19 protein-coding genes and 1 riboswitch are annotated in these 21926 nt (G+C 64.0%); of the genes, 8 read left to right on the plus strand and 11 right to left on the minus strand.

Going from position 1 to position 21926, the window contains the following annotated elements; all coding sequences use genetic code 11:
* Positions 1-82: 82 nt before the first annotated feature.
* The gene (locus B5M41_RS07250) at positions 83-928 is read right to left on the minus strand and encodes a UDP-2,3-diacylglucosamine diphosphatase (protein WP_134649964.1); all 846 of its coding nucleotides are present in this window, start codon (positions 926-928) and stop codon (positions 83-85) included.
* Between the two features lie 233 nt (positions 929-1161).
* Between B5M41_RS07250 and B5M41_RS07255 the strand changes: the two genes are divergently transcribed.
* The gene (locus tag B5M41_RS07255) at positions 1162-3474 is read left to right on the plus strand and encodes an NADP-dependent malic enzyme (RefSeq protein ID WP_134649965.1); all 2313 of its coding nucleotides are present in this window, start codon (positions 1162-1164) and stop codon (positions 3472-3474) included.
* A gap of 56 nt (positions 3475-3530) precedes the next feature.
* On the opposite strand, the gene B5M41_RS07260 is transcribed toward B5M41_RS07255, so the two are convergent.
* Entirely contained in the window at positions 3531-5120 is a 1590-nt protein-coding gene (locus B5M41_RS07260; protein ID WP_134649966.1) for an ABC-F family ATP-binding cassette domain-containing protein, read from the minus strand.
* Between the two features lie 259 nt (positions 5121-5379).
* On the opposite strand from B5M41_RS07260, the gene B5M41_RS07265 reads away from it, so the two are divergent.
* Positions 5380-6468, plus strand: a complete 1089-nt coding sequence (locus B5M41_RS07265) for a DUF2865 domain-containing protein (RefSeq protein ID WP_167719171.1) — start codon at positions 5380-5382, stop codon at positions 6466-6468.
* Here B5M41_RS07265 and bluB read toward each other — a convergent pair.
* The 3 genes from bluB to B5M41_RS07280 form a co-directional block, all read right to left on the minus strand.
* Positions 6461-7147, minus strand: coding sequence for a 5,6-dimethylbenzimidazole synthase (gene bluB, locus B5M41_RS07270; protein ID WP_134649968.1), 687 nt, complete (start codon positions 7145-7147; stop codon positions 6461-6463). The genes B5M41_RS07265 and bluB overlap by 8 nt on opposite strands.
* 45 nt (positions 7148-7192) lie before the next feature.
* Positions 7193-7407: riboswitch (cobalamin riboswitch) on the minus strand.
* Positions 7408-7456: 49 nt separating this feature from the next.
* Positions 7457-8200 carry an NYN domain-containing protein gene (locus tag B5M41_RS07275; RefSeq protein ID WP_134649969.1) on the minus strand — a complete coding sequence of 248 codons (744 nt, stop codon included), beginning with the start codon at positions 8198-8200 and terminating at the stop codon, positions 7457-7459.
* Positions 8201-8323: 123 nt separating this feature from the next.
* Positions 8324-10003: an NAD+ synthase gene (locus B5M41_RS07280; RefSeq protein WP_134649970.1), complete on the minus strand. Its 1680-nt coding sequence runs from the start codon at positions 10001-10003 to the stop codon at positions 8324-8326.
* A 305-nt stretch (positions 10004-10308) separates the two neighbouring features.
* On the opposite strand from B5M41_RS07280, the gene B5M41_RS07285 reads away from it, so the two are divergent.
* The 4 genes from B5M41_RS07285 (at position 10309) to B5M41_RS07300 (ending at position 15079) form a co-directional block, all read left to right on the plus strand.
* Positions 10309-12213 (plus strand): LTA synthase family protein, encoded by a 1905-nt coding sequence (locus B5M41_RS07285; RefSeq protein ID WP_230640027.1) that lies wholly within the window; start codon positions 10309-10311, stop codon positions 12211-12213.
* Positions 12214-12268: 55 nt separating this feature from the next.
* A complete protein-coding gene (locus B5M41_RS07290; protein ID WP_134649972.1) occupies positions 12269-12799 on the plus strand; it encodes a DUF1003 domain-containing protein in 531 nt (176 codons plus the stop codon).
* A 140-nt stretch (positions 12800-12939) separates the two neighbouring features.
* A complete protein-coding gene (locus B5M41_RS07295) occupies positions 12940-13362 on the plus strand; it encodes a TadE/TadG family type IV pilus assembly protein (RefSeq protein WP_134649973.1) in 423 nt (140 codons plus the stop codon).
* Position 13363: 1 nt separating this feature from the next.
* Positions 13364-15079, plus strand: coding sequence for a pilus assembly protein TadG-related protein (locus B5M41_RS07300; protein WP_134649974.1), 1716 nt, complete (start codon positions 13364-13366; stop codon positions 15077-15079).
* Between the two features lie 7 nt (positions 15080-15086).
* On the opposite strand, the gene B5M41_RS07305 is transcribed toward B5M41_RS07300, so the two are convergent.
* The 3 genes from B5M41_RS07305 to B5M41_RS07315 all read right to left on the minus strand — a co-directional run bounded on the left by B5M41_RS07305 (position 15087) and on the right by B5M41_RS07315 (position 17420).
* Entirely contained in the window at positions 15087-15482 is a 396-nt protein-coding gene (locus tag B5M41_RS07305) for a GFA family protein (protein WP_134649975.1), read from the minus strand.
* A gap of 153 nt (positions 15483-15635) precedes the next feature.
* A complete protein-coding gene (locus B5M41_RS07310) occupies positions 15636-17009 on the minus strand; it encodes a class II 3-deoxy-7-phosphoheptulonate synthase (protein WP_134649976.1) in 1374 nt (457 codons plus the stop codon).
* Positions 17010-17192: 183 nt separating this feature from the next.
* Complete coding sequence (locus B5M41_RS07315; RefSeq protein WP_134649977.1) at positions 17193-17420, minus strand: hypothetical protein; 228 nt, start codon at positions 17418-17420, stop codon at positions 17193-17195.
* A gap of 146 nt (positions 17421-17566) precedes the next feature.
* Here B5M41_RS07315 and B5M41_RS07320 point away from each other — a divergent pair, with 146 nt between their 5' ends.
* The gene (locus B5M41_RS07320; protein ID WP_134649978.1) at positions 17567-18469 is read left to right on the plus strand and encodes a LysR family transcriptional regulator; all 903 of its coding nucleotides are present in this window, start codon (positions 17567-17569) and stop codon (positions 18467-18469) included.
* On the opposite strand, the gene gor is transcribed toward B5M41_RS07320, so the two are convergent.
* Positions 18447-19835 carry a glutathione-disulfide reductase gene (gene gor / locus B5M41_RS07325; protein WP_134649979.1) on the minus strand — a complete coding sequence of 463 codons (1389 nt, stop codon included), beginning with the start codon at positions 19833-19835 and terminating at the stop codon, positions 18447-18449. The two genes, B5M41_RS07320 and gor, sit on opposite strands and share 23 nt — an antisense overlap.
* Before the next feature lie 247 nt (positions 19836-20082).
* Between gor and B5M41_RS07330 the strand changes: the two genes are divergently transcribed.
* Positions 20083-20418 carry a hypothetical protein gene (locus B5M41_RS07330; RefSeq protein ID WP_134649980.1) on the plus strand — a complete coding sequence of 112 codons (336 nt, stop codon included), beginning with the start codon at positions 20083-20085 and terminating at the stop codon, positions 20416-20418.
* A 65-nt stretch (positions 20419-20483) separates the two neighbouring features.
* On the opposite strand, the gene B5M41_RS07335 is transcribed toward B5M41_RS07330, so the two are convergent.
* Positions 20484-21026: a DUF2059 domain-containing protein gene (locus B5M41_RS07335; RefSeq protein ID WP_134649981.1), complete on the minus strand. Its 543-nt coding sequence runs from the start codon at positions 21024-21026 to the stop codon at positions 20484-20486.
* Positions 21027-21043: 17 nt separating this feature from the next.
* Positions 21044-21742, minus strand: coding sequence for a ribose-5-phosphate isomerase RpiA (gene rpiA, locus B5M41_RS07340; protein WP_134649982.1), 699 nt, complete (start codon positions 21740-21742; stop codon positions 21044-21046).
* Positions 21743-21926: the final 184 nt, after the last annotated feature.

A 21926-nucleotide genomic window follows, 5' to 3' on the forward strand; every position in this document is an offset into this window, starting at 1 on the left:
GAAACGCTTGCCGCTCTATCACGCCGCAGCGCGCAGGCCAATCCGGGATTTTTCAGGCGTCGGCGCCTGCCATGAAGCCGCCTCAGGCGGCCTCCGCGCCAACCCGCTCGCGCGTCTCGATGGCCGGCATCTGGTGCGACACGGCGAGCACCGCGGCGGGCCGCGAGGCCATCGTCTGCCAGGTGATCAGCTCCATCTCGCCGTCATGGTGTTCGGCAATCGCCGTGCAGCTCTCCACCCAGTCGCCGCTGTTGATGTAGCGGATGCCGTCGATCTCGGTAATGACGGCGTGGTGGATATGGCCGCAGATGACGCCGTCGGCATTGTTGCGGCGCGCCTCTTCGACCACGACCTTCTGGAACTCGCCGATGAAGTTGACGGCCGACTTGACCTGCTGCTTCGCCCAGGACGAGAACGACCAGTACGGCAAGCCCAGCCGGCGGCGGATGGCAGCGAAGACCACGTTGATGGCGATGGCCGCGTCATAGGCCCAGTCGCCGAGATAGGCGACCATGCGGGCATGGCGCACGACCACGTCGAACTCGTCGCCGTGCAGCACCAGATAGCGCCTGCCGTCCGCGCCTTCGTGGATCATGCGCTCGGCGACCTCGACACCGCCGAAATGCGTGCCGGGGAAATCGCGCAGGAACTCGTCGTGGTTGCCGGGGATATAGACGATGCGCGTGCCCTTGCGCGCCTTGCGCAGGATCTTCTGCGTGACGTCGTTGAAGGCCTGCGGCCAGTACCAGTTGCGCTTCAGCCGCCAGCCATCGACGATGTCGCCGACCAGCACGATGGTCTCGGCCTCGTGATGCCGCAGGAAGTCGAGCAGGAAATCGGCCTTGGCGGCCTTCGATCCCAGATGCACATCCGAGATGAAGAGTGTGCGGAAGTGGCGGACGTCGGGATCGGCGGGGGTCACGGTCATGCGTTCGTCTCCGGGTGGCCGGCCACCGCGATCATCGTCATGACGGGCGGCTCTCGGTCTCCTGAAAACCAGAGTCCTATTTCAGATTGATGACACAGCTATGCATTTTCGAAAGGCAAATAGGCATTGCACCGGCTGTTGAATGCGGCTTTATGGTACACCCGTTAAACTTCACGTCGCGGCGGTTTTGTGCCACGAAGGCCGCAACGAAAACAGAATATGGCAGGAGTATCATGAGCACCGGTGACAAACCGCGGACGCAGAACGGCCCCGCAAGCGGAGACATCGACCAGCAGGCGCTTTTCTTCCACCGTTATCCCCGTCCCGGAAAGCTCGAGATCACCGCCACCAAGCCGCTCGGCAACCAGCGCGACCTCGCGCTCGCCTATTCGCCGGGCGTCGCCGCGCCCTGTCTTGCCATCCGCGACGATCCGAGCACGGCCGCCGATTATACGGCGCGCTCCAATCTCGTCGCCGTGGTGTCCAATGGCACGGCCGTCCTCGGCCTCGGCAATATCGGCCCGCTCGCCTCCAAGCCCGTCATGGAAGGCAAGGCCGTCCTGTTCAAGAAATTCGCCGGCGTCGATGTCTTCGACATCGAGATCGACGCGCCGACCGTCGGCCAGATGGTCGATGTCATCTCCGCGCTCGAGCCGACCTTCGGCGGCATCAACCTCGAGGATATCAAGGCCCCCGAATGCTTCGAGGTCGAGCGCCAGTTGCGCGAGAAGATGGACATCCCCGTCTTCCACGACGACCAGCACGGCACGGCCATCATCGTGGCGGCCGCCGTCCTGAACGGTCTTGAGCTTGCCGGAAAATCGCTCGCCGACGCCAAGATCGTAGCCTCCGGGGCGGGTGCGGCCGCGCTCGCCTGCCTCAACCAGCTCGTCGTGCTCGGCGCCAAGGTCGAAAATATCTGGGTCCACGATATCGAAGGCCTCGTCTACAAGGGCCGCGAAGCGCTGATGGACCAGTGGAAGGCCGTCTACGCGCAGGAGACCGACAAGCGCGCGCTGGCCGAAACCATCGACGGCGCCGACGTCTTCCTCGGTCTTTCGGCCGCCGGCGTCCTGAAGCCGGAACTGCTCGTGCGCATGGCCGAAAAGCCGCTGATCATGGCGCTCGCCAATCCCACGCCGGAAATCATGCCGGAAGAGGCGCGCGCCGCCCGCCCGGACGCGATGATCTGCACCGGCCGTTCTGACTTCCCGAACCAGGTCAATAACGTCATCTGCTTCCCCTACATCTTCCGCGGCGCTCTCGATTGCGGCGCGCGCACGATCAATGAAGAGATGAAGATGGCCGCCGTGCGCGCCATCGCAGCGCTCGCCCGCGAAGAGGTGTCCGACGTCGCCGCCCGTGCCTATTCCGGCGAAACGCCGGTCTTCGGCCCGAACTACCTCATCCCCTCGCCCTTCGACCAGCGGCTCATCCTGCGCATCGCGCCGGCCGTTGCGCGCGCGGCCGCCGAAACCGGCGTGGCCATGCGCCCGATTGCCGATTTCGACGCCTATCTCGACCAGCTGAACCGCTTCGTCTGGCGTTCGGGCTTCATCATGAAGCCGATCTTCGCGGCGGCGAAGAATGCCGAGAAGAAGCGCGTGATCTTCGCCGAAGGCGAGGACGAGCGCGTGCTGCGCGCCGCCCAGGTGCTGCTGGAAGAGGAAATCGCCAAGCCCATCCTCATCGGCCGCCCGCAGATCATCGAGACGCGCCTCAAGCGCTACGGCCTGCGCATTCGCCCCGACAGCGATTTCGAGGTCATCAATCCGGAAGACGATCCGCGCTACCGCGACTATGTGGACGACTATTTCCGCATCGTCGGCCGCAAGGGCGTCATCCCGGAAGCCGCGCGCACCATCGTGCGCACCAACCAGACGGTTATCGGTGCGCTGGCCGTCAAGCGCGGCGAGGCCGATGCGCTGATTTGCGGCGTCGAAGGGCGCTATGCCAAGCACCTGCGCGATGTCAGCCAGATCATCGGCAAGAAGCCGGGCGTGCTGGACTTCTCCGGCCTCAGCCTGCTGATCTCCCAGCGCGGCGCGACCTTCTTCACCGATACGTACGTCACCTTCAATCCGACGCCCGAGGAAGTCGCGGAGATGACGGTGATGGCGGCCAAGGAAATCCGCCGGTTCGGCATCACTCCGCGTGCCGCCCTCGTCTCGCACTCGAACTTCGGCTCGCGCGATTCCGACAGCGCCTACAAGATGCGCCGCGCGATGGATATCGTGCGTGAAATCGACCCGACGCTGGAAGCCGATGGCGAAATGCACGGCGATGCCGCGATTTCCGAAACGCTGCGCCAGCGCGTCATGCCGAACTCGACACTGTCGGGCGAAGCCAACCTGCTGGTCTTCCCGAACCTCGACGCCGCCAACATCACGATGGGCGTGGTCAAGACCATGACCGACAGCCTGCATGTCGGCCCGATCCTGCTCGGCGCCGCCCTGCCCGCCCATATCCTGTCGCCGTCGGCCACGTCGCGCGGCGTCGTCAACATGGCGGCACTTGCCGTGGTGGAAGCCTCCTATCCGGATTGATGCCGCAAGCGGCCTATCGAGACGGACGGCCGCCGGCAAACCGGCGGCCGTTTTCGTCAGGACGGTCCCGAAAGGCTGATCCTGCGCGTGATGCCGATCGCTTCGAGAAACGCCGCGTCGTGGCTGACGACGACGAGCGCGCCGTCATAGGCCCGCAGGCCCGCCTCCACCGCCTCGATGGAATCGATATCCAGATGGTTCGTCGGCTCGTCCAGCACGAGCAGCGCCGGCGGCTGCCCGGCACCCAGCACGCAGGCGAGACCGGCCCGCAGCAACTGCCCGCCGCTGAGGCTGCCCGCCACCTGCAAGGCCGCATCCGCCCGGAACATGAAGCGCGCCAGGGCCGCCCGGCAGGCATTCTCGTCCGCACCGGGATTGATCCGCCGGAAATTGTCGCGGATCGACAGGGCCGGGTCGAGCAGGCTCACCCGCTGGTCGAGCAGGGCGAGATCGGTGAAAAGGCGCACGCTGCCCTTCGCCGGTTGCAGGTCGCCCGTCAGCAGCGACAGGAGCGTGGTCTTTCCCGAACCGTTCGGGCCGGTGATGGCGATGCGCTCCGGCCCGGTGACGACGAGGGAGAAATCGCGGATAACCGGTTGCTCCGGCCGGTAACCGGCCGTGACATCCTCCATGCGCAGGACCACCCGGCTTGCCGGCAGGTGCGTCGGCGGCACGCTGACCGTCAGGGGCTGGAGCACTTCGATACGCGCGCGGGCCTTGGCGACGGCGTCGCCCGCCTCCGCCTGCCGGCCTTCGGCAAGCCGCGCATTCGCACCGCCCGTCAGCTCGCTGCGCTCCTTCATGGCACCGAGAACGATGCGGGGGATATCGCCCCGCGCCCGCTTGCGGCGGCCGGCACTGTCCCTGCGAGCCTGCCGTTCGGCGATGGCTTGCATGGTGCGCGCCACCTCACCCGCATGCTTTTCCGCATCGGCGAGATCGCGATGGGCCGCGGCCAGCTCGAGCGCCTTGCGCTGCCGATAGGCGCTCCAGTTTCCACCATAGCTGCTGGCGCCGAGCGATGTCAGTTCGACGATGACGTCCATCGTCTCCAGCAATTCGCGGTCATGGCTGACGACAACCGCGCCGGCCCGCCAGCCGGCAAGCAGGTCGAGCACCGCCTGCCGGCCCTCACGGTCGAGATTGTTCGTCGGCTCGTCGAGCAGCAGGAAGTCCGGCTCCTGGAACACCAGGGCCGCAAGCGCCGCCCGGGTACGTTGCCCGCCCGACAAGGCCGAAAGCGGGGTGTCCGGGCCCGCCTGAAGCCCGAGACGCGCGAGCGCGGCTGAAAACCGCGCCTCCACGGTCCAGTCGGCATCGGCAAGCGCGTCGGCGTCCGCCTCGCCGCGCTCCGCACGGGCGATGAGGTCGAGCATATCGGCAATGCCGAAAAGATCGGCGACGGTCTCGCCAGCGGTGACCTGCACGGTCTGGCGCAGCACGCCAAGCGTGCCGTCGACGGTGATGGTCCCCGATTGCGGGACGAGGTCGCCCGTGACGAGCCTGAGCAGCGTCGTCTTGCCGACGCCATTGCGGCCGACAAGGCCGGTGCGCGCGGCGCCGAAGGTCAGGTCGAGATCGGAAAGAAGCGTGTGCCCGTCAGGCGTGGACCACGAGATTTTGGAAAGCGCGATGGAATGCGGCATGGATGCGGATATCCCCGATGACAAAACGAAGTCGATTTGCGGTCGGGTTGAAATCCATGAAGCACCATCCGGTCGGCATTGACGATGGCCGCAATCTAGGAGCTGACCAAGGCGAATGCAAGGCAGGCGGGTATCGAGGCCGTTAATCACGAATGCCTGTCGGCGTTGCACTTGTCCCGGTGCGCCCTATGATAAGCTGACGAAGACCGGTTTTCGCCGGCCGTTTCGACATGCTCGAAGATCGATAGGGATCGATACCGTGAAGGGACGCAGTCGCTTCCTGTTTGCCGTCGCAACCGGCCTGTCGCTTCTTTTCTCCGGCGGCACGGCGTTGGCCGACGTGTGCCAGCGCCTGAAAGCGGAACTCGCAGGCCTCTCCAAGGTCGTGGTGGATACCGCGAACGCCCGCAAATACGCTTCCGCCATCGCCCGCCAGAACATCCAGCTGCGGCAGGCCAGGAGCGACCAGCGCCGCCTGCGCTGCTCCAGCGGCAGCATCATCGTGATCGGCGGCGCGAATGCCGATGCCTGCGCCACGCTCGCCACCGTGATCGTCAAGATGGAGCAGAACCTCCAGATCCTCGACAGCAAGCGGCGTGACCTTTCGGGTGGCGGCACGTCGAAAGCCAGGCGCAACCAGTTGCTCTCCAGGCTCAAGGCCGAGGGCTGCAACAACGCGAAGGTGACGCCGGTTGCCGCGACCGAGCGCCTGCGCTCGCTCGACGACACACGCACCCTGCCGCTGGGAACGACGCCAGAAGGCAGCGACCGGCTGCAATTGCGCTCGCTGGGCGGCAATGCCGGGCACGGGAACCTGCGCACCGTCTGCGTGCGCACCTGCGACGGTGGCTTCTTCCCGATCTCCTCCAACGCTTCGCCGATGGATTTCCGCCGCGACCAGCAGGTCTGCGCCATGATGTGCCCGCAGACCGAGACGGAACTGTTCTACCAGGCGATGGGCCGCGGGCAGGAAACCGAGCAGATGACCTCCACGGTCACCGGCCGCGCCTATGTCGAATTGCAGAACGCCTTCGCCTACCGCACGCGCGATCTCTCCAAGCCCGGCGCCTGCGGCTGCAACCTTTCGGCCTACTATCAGGAAATGATCAAGCGCGAAAAGGCGGCCCGCGGGGAGACGACGACGGAAACGGCACCCGATGGCGGGGCCGGCTCCGTAAGCACGATCCACACGCTGCCCCGCAAGGAAGAGGCGAAGGTTCCGGTCAAGGCTGCCGAACGCGATTACGACCCGTCCAAGCAAAAGGTGCGCACGGTCGGCCCGGCCTTCCTGCCGGAAAACGAATCCGCGATAGACCTCGGCCGCCCGGCCGATGCCGACGTCAACTGACGTCCGGCCAGCGCTCCTCGAAGACCAGTTCCTCCAGCGGCAGGCGCTGCCGCCAGCCCTTCACGGCCAGCTCCGGTTCACCATAGAGCTGATCGACGAAACCGACGCACAGCCAGGCGACGATCTCGATATGGTCAGGAATGCCGAGGATCGCGCGGATATCGCTATCGTGAAAGATGCTGACCCAGCCGACGCCCACCCCTTCCGCCCGCGCCGCAAGCCAGAGGTTCTGCACGGCACAGACGGTGGAATAGACATCCATGCGCGGATTGTGCGTTCGCCCCAGCACGACGGACCCTGCCCGTGTCGGATCGCAGGTCACGCAGATGGAAAGCGGCGCCTTCAGGATGCCTTCGAGCTTCAGCGCGCGATAGCGTGCCTGCCGTTCGCCGGAAAACATCGCCTGCGCCTCGGCATTGGCTTTCAGGAAGGCCGCATGCACTGCCTGCCGGGTGGGCAGGTTGCGCACGAGAAGGAAGTTCCACGGCTGCATGAAACCGACCGACGGCGCATTGTGCGCCGCCTGCAACAGCCTGCGGACCAGATCGTCCGGCAAGGGATCGGGCAGGAACTGGTCGCGCACGTCGCGGCGTGTTTCGATGGCGCGGTAGACGGCCTGCCTCTCCTCACATGGAAAGGCGCCCGCCCGGACCAGAGGGTCCCACGGTTCGGTTCGCATCGTCATCTCCCCAACAATGCGCAAAACCTGCCGCCGTCCGCGCGGTTCGGTCTATCTCGCCAGGCCGGTCTTCTGACTTCGGTTCACACGGCCTCGCCCTGCCTTCCCGGTTGAACAACCAGTGGCAAAACCCTGAATCGATTCAAGGTTTTATGGACAAGCCGTCCCCGTCACAGCGTTGGGCACGTACCGGACCTGGGTCTCCCCGCACCGGTTTCCCGATTCTCCCGCAAGCGGGCACCTGACGGCCGGATTGTGCACGGCACGGCTTAACGATCAAGCCTGCGGCGGCAAAACGGCGTTATCGCCTCAACCGTTATCGACCACTTTCTTGAGAGGCTGTGGCTTCAGACGCGCCTTGCGGTTCTTGTCAGCGAGTTCGACACCGGAAAAAGCCAAAAGCTTGTAAAACTGGTTGTGACCATACGGCTTCAGAGCGAAGTTTGGTTGACACGCTTTCAAAGTCTTCATGAGGTCCGGCAGCGCAACCCATGGGCCATCCAGCGGCGGCGCCTCAACGAAAATGCGTTGCAGGAGTTCACTCTTTAACGCCCGGCGAACATCTGGCGCCTGTTTTGCAACAGGCTTTTCGCTGGCGTTCACCGGCGCTGGACATGAGTCGGGTTTTACAACATCGATGGTCCTGAAGACGTCAAAAGCCGTCTGAAAGCGGCTCGAGGCTTTCGAGCACGCCATGCCAACGGCGATCTTGCCAGCGCGACGAATTCGCATTGCCAGCTGGGTGAAGTCACTATCGGCGGTGGCGAGGCAGAACACATCCACTTGACCCGAATGAAGTTCGTCCATGGCATCGATCACCATGGCGATATCGGCACCGTTCTTGCCATTCGCACCGGCCACAGTCTGCCGGGTGGTGAGGGCATGAAGTGCGGCGGCATCCAACCAAGGCTTGAGCGATGGCTTCGAAAAGTCTCCATAGATGCGGCGATCGAGCAGCAGGCCGTGCCTTGTCGCTTCTTCAACGAGTTTGCCGGCGGCACCTGAAGGCACGTTCTCTGCATCGACGAAAAGGACAGCCCTGCGTTGCGTCATACCCACTCCTTGAGATGGAATGCATATTAGCATCGCCCTCATTGCCTGCAATCAGAGGGGCCGCATTATGATTACACAGGTTAACGCACAACTACCAGACGCAGAAGACCAGAAACGCGCCCCTTACCCCCGGTCGCGAAAGCGGTTGGTGATGGGGTAGCGGCGGTCGCGGCCGAAGTTCTTGCGGGTGATCTTCACGCCGGGCGCCGACTGGCGGCGCTTGTATTCGGCGATATAGAGCAGGTGTTCGATCCGGTGGACGGTCGCCGCGTCGTGGCCGCGCGCCACGATCTCCTCCGTGCTCATCTCCAGCTCGACGAGGCATTCGAGGATGTCGTCGAGCACCGGATAGGGTGGCAGGGAATCCTGGTCGGTCTGGTTCGGCCGCAACTCTGCGGACGGCGCCTTGTCGATGATGTTGTGCGGGATCACCTCGCCGGTCGGGCCCAGCGCGCCCGGCGGCACATGCTGGTTGCGCCAGCGCGACAATGCGTAGACCTGCATCTTGTAGAGGTCCTTGATCGGGTTGAACCCGCCGTTCATGTCGCCGTAAAGCGTGGCATAGCCGACCGACATTTCCGACTTGTTGCCCGTCGTGACCACCATCGAGCCGAACTTGTTGGAAATCGCCATCAGGATCGTGCCGCGCGTGCGGCTTTGCAGGTTTTCCTCGGTGATGCCTTCTTCCGTACCCTCGAAGGTCTCCGACAGTGCCGAAAGGAAGCCGGTCACGGGCGCCTCGATCGGCACAATGTCGTAACGGCAGCCCAGCGCCTTCGCGCAATCGGCGGCGTCCTTGAGCGAATCCTCCGACGTGTAGCGGTATGGCAGCATCACGCAGCGCACGCGCTCCTCGCCCAGCGCATCGACGGCGATGGCTGCGCAGATCGCGGAATCGATGCCGCCGGACAGGCCGAGCACGACATTCTTGAAGCCGTTCTTGTTGACGTAGTCGCGGAAGCCGAGCAGGCAGGCGCGGTAATCCGCTTCCTCGCGCTCGGGAATGTGCGACATCGGGCCGCCGTCGCAGGCCCAGCCGTCGCCGTGCCGCTTCCACGTCGTGAGCGCGATGGTCTCCTCGAACTGGCTCATCTGGAAGGCCAGTGTCTTGTCGGCGTTGAAGGCGAAGCTCGCGCCGTCGAAGACAAGCTCATCCTGCCCGCCAAGCTGGTTGGCATAGAGGAGCGGCAGTCCGGTCTCGATGACCTGCTTCAGCACGACCTGGTGGCGGATATCGACCTTGCCGCGATAATAGGGCGAGCCGTTCGGCGACAGCAGGATTTCCGCGCCGCTTTCCGCCAGCGTCTCGCACACGCCGAGTTCGCCCCAGATGTCCTCGCAGATCGGAATGCCGAGGCGCACGCCGCGGAAGTTCACCGGTCCCGGCATCGCGCCCTGATCGAAGACGCGCTTCTCGTCGAATTCACCATAGTTCGGCAGGTCCACCTTGTCGCGCACGGCGATGACCTTGCCTGCATCCAGAACGGCGATGGCATTGTAGCGGCCGGTCTCGTCCTGCCGCGGAAAACCGATGATGACGCCCGGGCCGCCATCCGCCGTGTCGGCAGCGAGATCCTCGACAGCGCGGTGGCAGGCCTTCAGAAAGGCCGGCTTCAGCACGAGATCCTCCGGCGGATAGCCGGAGATGAAGAGTTCCGTCAGCAAAAGCAGGTCGGCGCCCTGCGTTGCGGCGTCCGCACGCGCGGCGCGCGCCTTGGCCAGATTTCCGGCCACATCGCCAACCGTCGGGTTCAATTGCGCGACAGCAATGCGCAGCGTCGTCTTTTCAGTCTCGGAAGTCATCTCTGCGGACCCGTCTCCTCTTGTGTCCGATCGTGCAGCCCGCACGCTCGGACGGTCGCAAGCTCTTTAGAACATACCGCGCGCTTTTGGAATGAACAGCCGCACCGATTGAAAACAACGGGATGCAAACCCGGTTCGCCCGCATGCGGCGCTCCACCATTGCTGCGCGGCAACAGACTGAACCAAAGCGTGTGGGCAACGTTGAAGGAAGCGTTCATCTCCTGTTCAAGATGACATCCATATGACAGAGAGACGAAAGTTTTGTGAAATCGGAGAAGGCCTTGGCCCTGTTAACGACCGCAGCGGTGGCAGTCGAAGCCACGGAGAAACGCCCCGGCAGGATAGGCTTTCTCACGCGCCATGCCAAGACGCTGGCGGTTTTTCGGTCGCTCGCCGTCTCCGGTATCCTGGCGCTCGCAACCGTCGTCGCCATCGAGCTTATCACGCGCGGTTCCGTCCAGCAGACCTATGCCTACCTCACCAATCTCCAGCAGCCCGGCTGGACGACGACGGGCGTGTTCTTCCTGCTCTATCTCGCACTGGATGCGTTGATCGGGCGGCAGCACAAGGCCGTGCTGCTGGTCTCGCCGCTCGTTATCCTGATGGGGGTGATTTCGCAGCAGAAACAGGTCTTCCTTACAGATCCTCTCTACCCGACCGACCTGTTGTTCGGGCGCCAGATCCTCGAACTGATGCCCGTGCTGGTGCGGGACCGTCCGTGGACCGCGGCTGCCCTTGCGCTTGCCGTCGCGGTAGGCATGGCCGGCCTCATCGCCCTGTGGATCTTCGCCTGGCGCCGCTTCCGTCCGCTGACCCGCAAGGAACGCCTGGCGCGGCTGGCGCTTGCGGTGCCGCTGCTGGCCGGCTTCGCCTCCATCATGGACTACAACGAGTTCTCCTGGATGCGTGACCGCCTGAAAGTCTTCCCCATCATGTGGGATCAGGCGGAGAACTATCGCCACAACGGCTTCATGATGGCTTTTGCCATCAACCTGCCCATGGCCAATGTGCAGGCCCCCGCGGGCTACATGGTCGATGCCATCGACAAGATTCCATCCAAACCTCTGCCTGCCGGCACCTCCCATCGCACGAAGCCCGACGTCATCGTCGTCATGAGCGAGTCGCTCTGGGATCCGACACGGCTGGAAACCGTGAAGCTTTCCGCCGACCCGATGCCGGTCATCCGCGAAAACGAGGGCGGCAACGTCTTCTCGCCGGAATTCGGCGGCCTCACCGCCAATGTCGAATTCGAGGCGCTGACGGGCTTCTCCAACGCCTTCCTGCCGACCGGCAGCATTCCCTACCAGCAGTATATCCGCAAGCCGATCCCGTCGCTCGCCACCTTCTTCCGCGCCGAGGGTTATACGGCGCGCGCCATCCATCCGTTCTCGGGCTGGTTCTGGAACCGCTCCAGCGTGTACAAGGCCTTCGGTTTCGAGACCTTCAAGGATGCCGACAAGATGCCGCCTTTGGCCAAGCGTGGCAACTTCACGTCCGACGAGGCGCTGACGAAGGAAATCATCCGTCAGGCCGATATGCAGGAAGATCCGTTCTTCTTTTTTACCGTCACGCTCCAGGGCCATGGCCCCTATGATGACGGCCGTTACGCGAAGACCGATATCGGTGTCGAGGGCAAGCTCGATCCGCGCAGCGAGCGCATGCTGGCAAGCTATGCCCAGGGTGTGAAGGAAGCCGACGACAGCCTCAAGATGTTGATGGACTGGGCAAAGGAACGCGACCGCGAAACGATCATCGTCGTCTTCGGCGATCATCTTCCACCGCTCAACACCGTCTACCAGAATTCCGGCTACATGAAGGGCATCACCGCCTCGCGCAAAGGCACGCCCGAACAGATGAAGAAGGAACACGAGACCCCGCTCGTCGTCTGGTCCAACAAGACCGGCGCCGAGAAGGATATCGGCACGATCAGCCCGGCGTTCCTCTCCTACTACATCCTCAAGGAAGCAGGCTTCGAGCACCCCTACTACACGGGCTTCCTCGGCGCCGTGCACGACAAGCTGCGCGTCATCGACCGCTACATGCTGATCGATGCGAAGGGCAAGGCGACGACGGACTGGTCGCGCAAGAAGACGATCGACCCGCTGGTGCGCGATTTCCGCTTCCTGCAGCACGACATCATGTTCGGCAAGCAATACGGTCTGGAACGCTTCTTCGATTCCCATGCGGAACTGATGAGCGCGGGCTACTGATTTTCGCCGGAAAAGCGCTAGGTTAGGCTTCGATTCGCTTTCCCGGAGCCGCCCCATGAAAACCCTAGACGATGCCGCGCAGGTCCTCTTCGGCAAGCCCGCCGAGGAGCTGGACGAGACCGAACGCCAGGTCCTTATGAATTCGCGCGCCGGGCGCATCCTCGCCGAGGATACCAATGCGGCCTACGAGTCCAAACAATCGCTCGGCGAGCGCGTGGCCGATACCATCGCGCGTGTCGGCGGGTCTTGGACCTTCATCATCGGCTTCCTCGTCTTCCTCCTCGTCTGGACGGTCCTCAACACCATCATCCTCACCCGCGAGGCCTTCGACCCCTACCCCTTCATTTTCCTCAATCTCGTCCTGTCCATGCTGGCCGCCTTGCAGGCGCCGATCATCATGATGTCGCAGAACCGCCAGGCGATGCGCGACCGTTTCGCGGCGTCGAAGGACTACGAGGTCAACCTGAAGGCGGAAATCGAACTGATGGCGCTTCATCACAAGATCGACACGCACTTCCTCAACGAGATCGCGGCGTTGAAGATGGAAGTGCTGCGCCTGCACGACGCGCTGCGGCAGCGGGACTGACAACCAGCCTCAACCTGTGGTGCGCACCACATCCAAAAAGCAATCTATAGGAGAAATTAAGACTTTCGATGCACGATAAACGTGCATCCCTCCCGGATGCGGAAATGCCTGACCGCCGACCATCCCACGGAGGAGATGTCATGCACGCCCTCGCCCGTCTGTCGAAAGACCGCGCCGGCACCTCGGCGCTGGAATTCGCGATCATCGCGCCGCTGTTCTTCCTGGCGCTCTTCACGATGATCGCCTACGGCATCTATCTCAGCGTGACCCACTCGGTGCAGCAGATCGCGGCGGATGCCGCACGCACCGCGGTGGCCGGCCTCAATCCGGCGGAGCGCGTCATGCTGGTCAACCGCTATCTCGACGCCTCGCGTTTCGACTACTCCTTCATCAACAGGGCAAAGATGCAGGTCGTCGTCGCAGACGATCCGGGCAACCCCGACCAGTTCACGGTGACCATCGCCTACGATTCAAGCGACCTGCCGATCTGGAAGCTCTTCACCTTCGCCCTGCCGCAGGAAGAGATCCGCCGCTACGCGACGGTGCGCGTGGGGGGCATGTGAAATGGACCGTCATCCCTTCTTAAAAGACCGCGCGGGCAATATCGGCACGCTCGCGGCCCTCAGCCTGCCGCTGATGGTGTTCTCGCTCGCGCTCGGCGTGGACTTCGGTTACCTCACGGTGCAACAGCGCGCGCTTCAGGCCGATGCCGATCTCGCCGCCATCGCCGCCGCCTCGAATGTTATGGAAGCCGAGAAGGCCACGGCCGCCTTCTTCTCGCTCAACCGCGTGCCCGCCAAAGTCACGGGCAGGAACGGCCTGTCCTTCCCGGCCGACCCATCGCTCGACCTCAGCAAGACGACAGTTGCCGAGGCCACGGTCGAGCGCGGCCGCTACGTCGCCGACCCGGACCTACTGCCGCAGGATCGCTTCACGCCGTCAGCGACGGATGCGGATGCGGCACGGGTGCAGCTAACGCGCCCGGCAGACCTCTTCGTCGCCTCGATGTTCATGCCGCGTTCGCCCGTGCTTTCGGCGACGGGTGCGGCTTCGCGCACCAAGACAGCCGCCTTCTCGATCGGAACCCGGCTCGCAAGCCTCAACGACGGCATCCTCAACGCGCTGCTCGGCAAGCTTCTCGGCACCAACCTGTCCTTGAAGGTCATGGATTACCGCGCGCTCGTCGATACCGACATCGCCGTCCAGCCGTTCCTCAAGGCCGTCGCGACAAAGCTCAATCTGACGGCCGGGACCTATGAAGACGTGCTGAACGCCGGCATCACCATGCCGGAACTATTGGCATCCATGCGCACGGTGCAAGGCCTGTCGAGCACCGTCAATTCGGCTCTGCGCGCCCTTGAGCAGGCAACGAGCAAGAGCAAGGTCAAGCTGCCGCTTTCCCGCATTCTCAACCTCGACCCGAAGAAGGGCATCGCGGTAGCAACGGGCGGCGACTGGGATATGTCGGTCAATGCCATGCAGATCGTGTCCGCCGGTGCGGCCCTTGCCAACGGCACGAACCAGGTGGCGCTCGACCTCGGTGCGGGCGTGCCGGGCCTCGCCGGCGTCAAGGTGGCTCTCGCCATCGGCGAGCCGCCGGTGGAAACGCCGGCCCACCGCCTCGGCGCCCCCGGCAGCGCGGTGCGCAGCGCCCAGACGCGCCTTGCCGTCGAGGTCGGTGTCGACGGACTTGCGGCCCTCGCCGGCATCCGCATAAAGCTGCCGCTCTATGTGGAAGTGGCAGCCTCAGAAGCGAAACTTGCCGATATCCGCTGCCTCGGCGGCACCACGGCCAATGCCAACGTCACCATCGACGCCGTGCCGGGGCTTGCCGAAATCGCGATCGGCGCCGTCGATCCGTCCGTGCTTTCCAACTTCTCCACCGAGCCGCGCGTCAAGAAGGCCCGGATCGTCGATTCCGGCCTGGTCAACATCGATGCCATCGCCCATGTCGAAGCCCGGAACCTGACGAAAAGCAGGATCACCTTTTCGCCGACGGAGATCGCCGCCCGCGCCACGAAAACCGCCTCGACGCGCGATGCCCTCACCTCGATCACGAAGTCCCTGCTGGAAAATCTCGATCTCGACATCCAGGTCTTGTTCCTCACGATCGGCACGCCGAAGGTGCTGACCGCAGCACTGGCCGCAACGCTCGGCGCGGTGACGCCAGCCATCGACGACCTGCTCTACAATCTGCTGCTGGTCGTCGGCGTTCGCATCGGCGAGGCCGATATCCGCGTAACGGGCGTGCGCTGTCAGCGTCCTGCCCTGGTGCAGTAAGAACGGCTCACCGCGCGGCGTCGTAGCGCGGCGCGTCGCCCTCGATTTCGTAGTAATCGCCCTTGTCGGCACAGAAGATATGCTTGCCGATGGCCAGCCCCGTCGGCAGGTCGAAAGAACCGACCATGATGGATATGTTGTCCGATCCATCGCCCTTCCAGAACAGCGCCGAACCGCAGATGCGGCAGAAGCCGCGGCTCGCCGCCTCGCTCGCCCGGTACCAGGTCACGCTCTCGCCACCCTCGACCTCCAGCCGGTCGTCGCTCACATTGGTCGCGGCGTAGAAATGCCCGGTCTGGCGGCGGCACTGGCTGCAATGGCATGCGGTCACCGCGCGCAACGGACCGGAGGTGCGAAACCGCACAGCGCCGCAAAGACAATGTCCCGTGTGGACTTCGCTCATGTCCTTCTTCCCCTGGCTTCCCCTGGCAAGCGCAGCGCGCAAATGAAAACCGGGCCAGCTTGTCCAACTGGCCCGGTCCTGTCAATTTCACATTCCTGAATGCTTCCATCAGCCCCGCTCATCGAGTGGAACCGAAGCAAGAACGAAAGGCGATCAGCCGTTCACGACCATGCGCTTTTCGTCACGTCCGCCCTTCATGCGCTCGGCAAGAAGGAAGGCGAGCTCGAGCGCCTGGTCGGCGTTGAGGCGCGGATCGCAATGCGTGTGGTAGCGATCGGCGAGATCGTCACCCGACAGCGCACGCGCGCCGCCGGTGCATTCCGTCACGTCATTGCCGGTCATCTCGATGTGGATGCCGCCCGGATGCGTGCCTTCCGAACGATGGATCTGGAAGAAGCTCTCGACTTCCGACAGGATGCGCTCGAACGGACGCGTCTTGTAGTTGTTGAGCGTGATCGTGTTGCCGTGCATCGGATCGCAGGACCAGACGACCTTCTTGCCCTCGCGCTCGACGGCGCGGATGAGCTTCGGCAGGTTGTCGGCGACCTTGTCATGGCCGAAGCGGCAGATCAGCGTCAGGCGGCCGGCCTCATTCGACGGGTTGAGCAGGTCGATCAGCTCCAGCAGGCCATCGCCGGTCAGCGACGGTCCGCACTTGAGGCCGAGCGGGTTCTTGATGCCGCGGCAATATTCGATATGCGCGTGATCGGCCTGGCGCGTGCGGTCGCCGATCCAGATCATGTGGCCGGAGGTCGCGTACCAGTCGCCCGAGGTGGAATCGACACGCGTCAACGCCTGCTCGTAACCGAGCAGCAGCGCCTCGTGGCTGGTGAAGAAATCCGTCTCGCGCAGGTTCGGATGGTTCTCCGAGGTGATGCCGATGGCCTTCATGAAGTCCATCGTCTCGGAAATCCGGTCGGCGAGCTTGCGGTAACGCTCGGCCTGCGGGCTGTCCTTCACGAAGCCGAGCATCCACTGGTGCACGTTGTCGAGATTGGCGTAGCCGCCCATCGCGAAGGCGCGCAGCAGGTTCAGCGTCGCAGCCGACTGGCGGTAGGCCATGATCTGGCGTTCCGGGTTCGGAATGCGGGCTTCCTCGGTGAATTCGATGCCGTTGATGATGTCGCCACGGTAGGACGGCAGCGACACGTCACCCTGCTTTTCGATGCCGGACGAGCGCGGCTTGGCGAACTGGCCGGCGATACGGCCGACCTTCACCACCGGCTGCTGGGCGCCGAAGGTCAGGACCACGGCCATCTGGAGGAAGGCGCGGAAGAAGTCGCGGATCGTATCGGCACCGTGTTCGGCGAAGCTCTCGGCGCAATCGCCGCCCTGCAGCAGGAAGCCCTTGCCTTCTGCGACATTGGCGAGCGATGCCTTGAGGCGACGTGCCTCACCGGCGAAGACGAGCGGCGGAAACTTCGCGAGGCGCTCTTCGGTCGCCGCCAATGCGGCGAGATCGGGATATTCCGGAACCTGCTGGATGGGCTTCTGCCGCCAGCTGTTCGGGGTCCAATTCTGTGCCATGATACTCACCTGTCCTGAAGCGCCCGAAAAACGGCGGGCGCCTCTCCGTTTGAAGATGCGGGCTTATAAACCGTTAGATGGTTCTTGCATAGCCGCAGTTCCAGCGCCTGCAATGCAATTGCGACGGCTGCGCCATCCCGGTAACAGGCGGTAAAGCACAGAATATCGAAGCGGCGTTGCCTGTCAGCGACCTCGAGACACTTCGGGCGCGAATATCCATCTGGAAACAGGACTTTGTCTCGATTTCAACCGTTGCCGCCTGCGGGCCGCGGCGATGCGGCTGAACAGAGTGTTCACCCATTGCAGGCCCCGCCAGTCCATCCGCTCGAGCGGATCGGCCAGGCTCTTGTGTCTCGTTTCATGCGACATGGCCTCCTGCCGGTCGAAGGCGATCATCCATTCCGGGCTCATGACAAACTCCTGTCTTGATGTCCGTCATGAGGTAGCGGCTGGCGCCCGCGCTTCGTAGATGCACGAATGAAACGCCCGTTTCACCGGCGAGCGATGCCGAGCGGCGCAATTTGCGCTAAGAAGGATGGTGTGAAGAGGGAACGGAAATGTCGGAAGTCGACTGGAGCGATCTGCAGCTTTTCTTTCATGTCGCAGCCGAAGGCGGCCTTGCGGGCGCAGCAGCGATAACCGGCATCAGCGCGCCGACGATCGGGCGGCGCATGCTGGCGCTGGAGCGCTCCATGGGCCGCACGCTGTTCGTCCGCAGCCAGCAGGGCTACCGGCTGGCGCCGGATGGCGCCGTGCTGTTCGAGCATGTGCAGACCATCCGCCGCACGACGGCCGACATCACACGCTGGCACGGCGATGCCTTCACGCTGCCCATCGTGTCGGTCGCCGGCAATATCTGGCTGGCCGGTTTCGTCGCAGACAACCTCGCCGAACTCAGGAGCAGGGATGACGGCTTCCGGCTGTGCTGCAAGCTGCTGTCGGCCATCGGGGACCTCACCCATCGCCACAGCATGATCGCGCTTCTCCACGATGCGCCCAGGACCGGCAATGTCGCCGTGCGCAAGTCCGTCGACGTCGCCTATGCGGTCTATCGCGCGGCCGGTGCCGATCCGGGCGACGCGCTGCCCTGGATATCGATCGGCACGGAGGTTGCCATATCAGAGCCGGAGAAATGGGTGTTCCGCCACCACGAGAACCAGATCCACACCTGGACGAACGCGCCCGACATCCTGGCCCGGCTGATTGCCGGCGGCGCCGGGCGCGGCGTGCTGCCGACCTTCGTGGGAGATGCCCTGCCGGCGCTCGCGCGCGACGGCGATCCGATCGAGCCACTCACCCATCCCCTCTGGCTGGCCGTCAACGACGACGACCGCCATCGCCCGGAAATGCGCCTGGCGCTCGACCGGCTCGCAGCTCTGTTCAAGCGCCATGAGGATCGCTTCGCGGGCCGCCTGCCGACGGCGAAACCTGCGGCCCTCAGATCCGCTGGCCGTTCCTGACGCGGTAGCTCGGCTGGTACATCGTCACCAGTTCCTCGGACGCCGTCGGGTGCACCGCCATCGTGCGGTCGAAATCGTCCTTGGTCACGCCGGCCTTCAGCGAAATGCCGAGCAGCTGCGCCATCTCGCCGGCTTCGTGACCGAGGATATGCGCGCCGATCACCTTGCGGTCGGCGGCATTGACGACGAGCTTCATGATGGTCTTTTCCTGCCGGCCCGAAAGCGTGGCCTTCATCGGCCGGAATTCGGCGCGGTAGATTTCAAGGTCGTCGAACCTCTTCGCCGCCTCTTCTTCGCTGAGGCCCACCGTGCCGATTTCCGGCTGGGAGAACACGGCGGTGGCGATCAGGTCATGGTCGGGCGAGACCGGGTTGCCGCGGAACTCCGTCTCGATGAAGCACATGGCCTCATGGATGGCGACGGGGGTGAGCTGCACGCGGTCGGTCACGTCGCCCAGCGCGAAGATGCCGGGAACGTTTGTCCGTGAATAGTCGTCAACGATGATCGCGCCGCGCTCATCCGTCTTCACGCCCACCGTTTCCAGCCCGAGGCTGCCGGTGTTGGGCGCGCGGCCCAGCGCCAGCATCACCTGATCGACATGCAGCGTCTCGCCCGCCTTGGTCGTGACCGTGCGGCGCCCGTCCGCCGCCTCCGCGACGTCGATGATGAGGTCCTCGCACAGCACGCGGATGCCCTTGGCGATCATCGCCGACTGTAGGCCCTGGCGCATGTCCTGGTCGAAGCGCGAGAGGATCTGCTTGCCGCGATAGATCAGCGTCGTCTCGACGCCGAGCCCGTGGAAGATGTTGGCGAATTCGACCGCGATATAGCCACCGCCGGTGATGACGATGGATTTCGGCACTTCCGGCAGGTCGAAGGCCTCGTTGGAGGTGATGCACAGCGCGTGCCCCGGCAGGTCGGGATGCGGCGTCGGATGCCCGCCGACGGCAATCAGGATACGCTCGGCCGTCACCTCTTCGCCCGTGGCCGTCAGGCGCACCGTGTTCGGTCCGACCAGAACGGCGCGCGTGGCGAGGATCGTCGCCGCCGCATTGTCCAGTCCCTTGCGGTAGAGCCCTTCGAGACGGGTGATTTCCTTCTCCTTGGCCGCGACAAGCGCCTTCCAGTCGAAGGTGCTCTCGCCCACCGTCCAGCCGAAGCCGGCGGCATCCTCGAAATGCTCGGGAAACTGCGACGCATAGACATAGAGCTTCTTCGGCACGCAGCCACGAATGACGCAGGTGCCGCCGAAGCGGAATTCCTCGGCGATCGCCACCTTCTTGCCCATGCTCGCGGCCAGGCGCGCGCTGCGCACACCGCCGGAGCCGCCACCGATGACAAAGAGGTCGTAATCGAAAGCCGTCATGGGGATCTCCTGCGGACGTGGCCGGACGATGGCGTTGAGAACGGCCGGCGAATCCACGGCCTTGCGTGCCTCCCATATAGGTGCAGCCGGCACAAAAGTGAAAGCCCGTCGTCTCCATCGAAGACGTTGTCCGCAACCGCGCGATTCTCGCCCGACGGCAGGCCGTCCAACGCTATTTTCATTTACCGAATGTGAGGCAACACTTAAAAGAGATATCGCTCAATCGTGGGCTGAACGGATGACAAAAATGTCAAAATCGAAACTGATCGCAATCTCTTCCGCGGCACTGTTCCTGGTTGCCGGCGCTGCCTCTGCCGAAGATCTCGTCTTCAACCTGAAGAACGGCACGAATTCCGTGCTCACCCGCTTCCACACCTCACCGGTCGGCGTCGACAAATGGGAAGAGGATGTGTTCGGACAGGACGTGCTCAATCCCGGTGAAACGATCGAAATCACCATCGCAGACGGCCGCGACGTCTGCGAATACGATATGCGCTTCGAATTCTCTGAAGATTCCGACCTCGACACGACCACCGACACGCAGAACCTCTGCGAACTCGGCGAGTACACGATCCACGAATAGGCCGATCCGGACCGCCATGCCTGGCGACGGAATGAAAAAGGCGGCCCAGGGCCGCCTTTTTTGTCTTACTGCTGCGGCTGTTGCGCGCCGCCCTCGGCGGGAGCGGCAGCACCGATCGTGGCGTCCAGCTTCTTGCCGCTTTCCGTCTGCAGGTCGCGGCTGACGCCGGCGGCCCAGATTTCGGCGGCCTTCATGACTTCGCGCGTCGCGATCGGGCCATCCGACAGGAGCTTCTTGCCGACAGGCGAGGAATAGAAATCAGCGATGGCCTTCAGTTCGTCCTGCGTGAACGTCTTGGCGTAAATCGTGGCCGCTTCCTTTTCGAGATCGGCGCGGCGCGGAGCAAGGGCAATCGCCTGCTCGTCGACGACGGTGTTGATCTCGGCCTCGAAGTTGGGCGACGCCTGCACGAAGGTCGCCTTCACGCGAGCGGCAAGGCTCGGAAGGATGTTGTCGAAACCGCTCGTCGCGCCGATAGCGTCGATGGCGGCGCGGGCGGCCTTGATCTGGTCGTCCGTGACGTCCTGCGCCTTGGCGGCGCCGGCAAGGCTGGCCGAAACGATAAGGGTCACTGCGAGGGTGCGGCCGAAACCAGCAAATTTGGACATGTGGTCTTTGCTCCTGTCTATTCTTTCGCCGTCAGCGTGCGTGCTCCCGCGGGTCCCGCGATGACGGCCAGCGACGCTATATTGATGAAGAGGCCGTGTTCGACGACTCCGGGTATGTCGTTGAGGTTTCTTGCGAGCGCATCTGCATCAGGAATGCGGCCAAAAGATGCGTCGAGAATGTAGTGACCGCCGTCCGTGGTGAAGGTGCCGTCGCCGGACGCGCGAAGATCGATTGCGCCGGAAAGGCCCAGGCGCGTCGCGAGTTTTTCGATGGCGATACGCGTGGCGACGAGGCCGAACGGATTGACCTCGATCGGCAGCTTGAAGGCGCCGAGCGTCTCGACGACCTTGCTTTCGTCGGCAATGACGATCATGCGCCGGGAGGCGCAGGCGACGATCTTCTCGCGCAGCAGCGCGCCGCCGCCGCCCTTGATCAGGCGCAGCCGGCCGTCGACTTCATCGGCGCCGTCGATGGTCAGATCCAGTTCCGGCAGTTCGTCGAGCGACTTCAACGGCACGCCGAGCTCCAGGCAGAGCCGCGCGGTGCGCTCGGATGTGGGAACGCCCTCGACGCGCAGGCCGCCCGCGACCTTCTCGGCCAGCAGCCGCACGAACTCCTCGGCGGTCGACCCCGTGCCGATGCCCAGGCGCATGCCGTCTTCCACATGCGCCAGTGCGGCTTCCGCCGCCTTGATCTTCATTTCACGGGCGTCCATGCCCCCCAACTCCCTGAACGTTGCACGCCGGCGCGCGCGCGGCACCGGAATTCCGGTGAGACACTTACACGCCCCGCCCGGCAAACGAAAGTCAAAAACGCCGCAAGTCCCGGACCGAAAAGGCGATTGCAAAAGCGCCTCCCCTCGCTTACCGGAAAGACCTCGTCCGCTCTGTCCCGCAAGG

This window comes from Shinella sumterensis, assembly GCF_004514425.2.
Taxonomy (GTDB): Bacteria; Pseudomonadota; Alphaproteobacteria; order Rhizobiales; family Rhizobiaceae; genus Shinella; species Shinella sumterensis.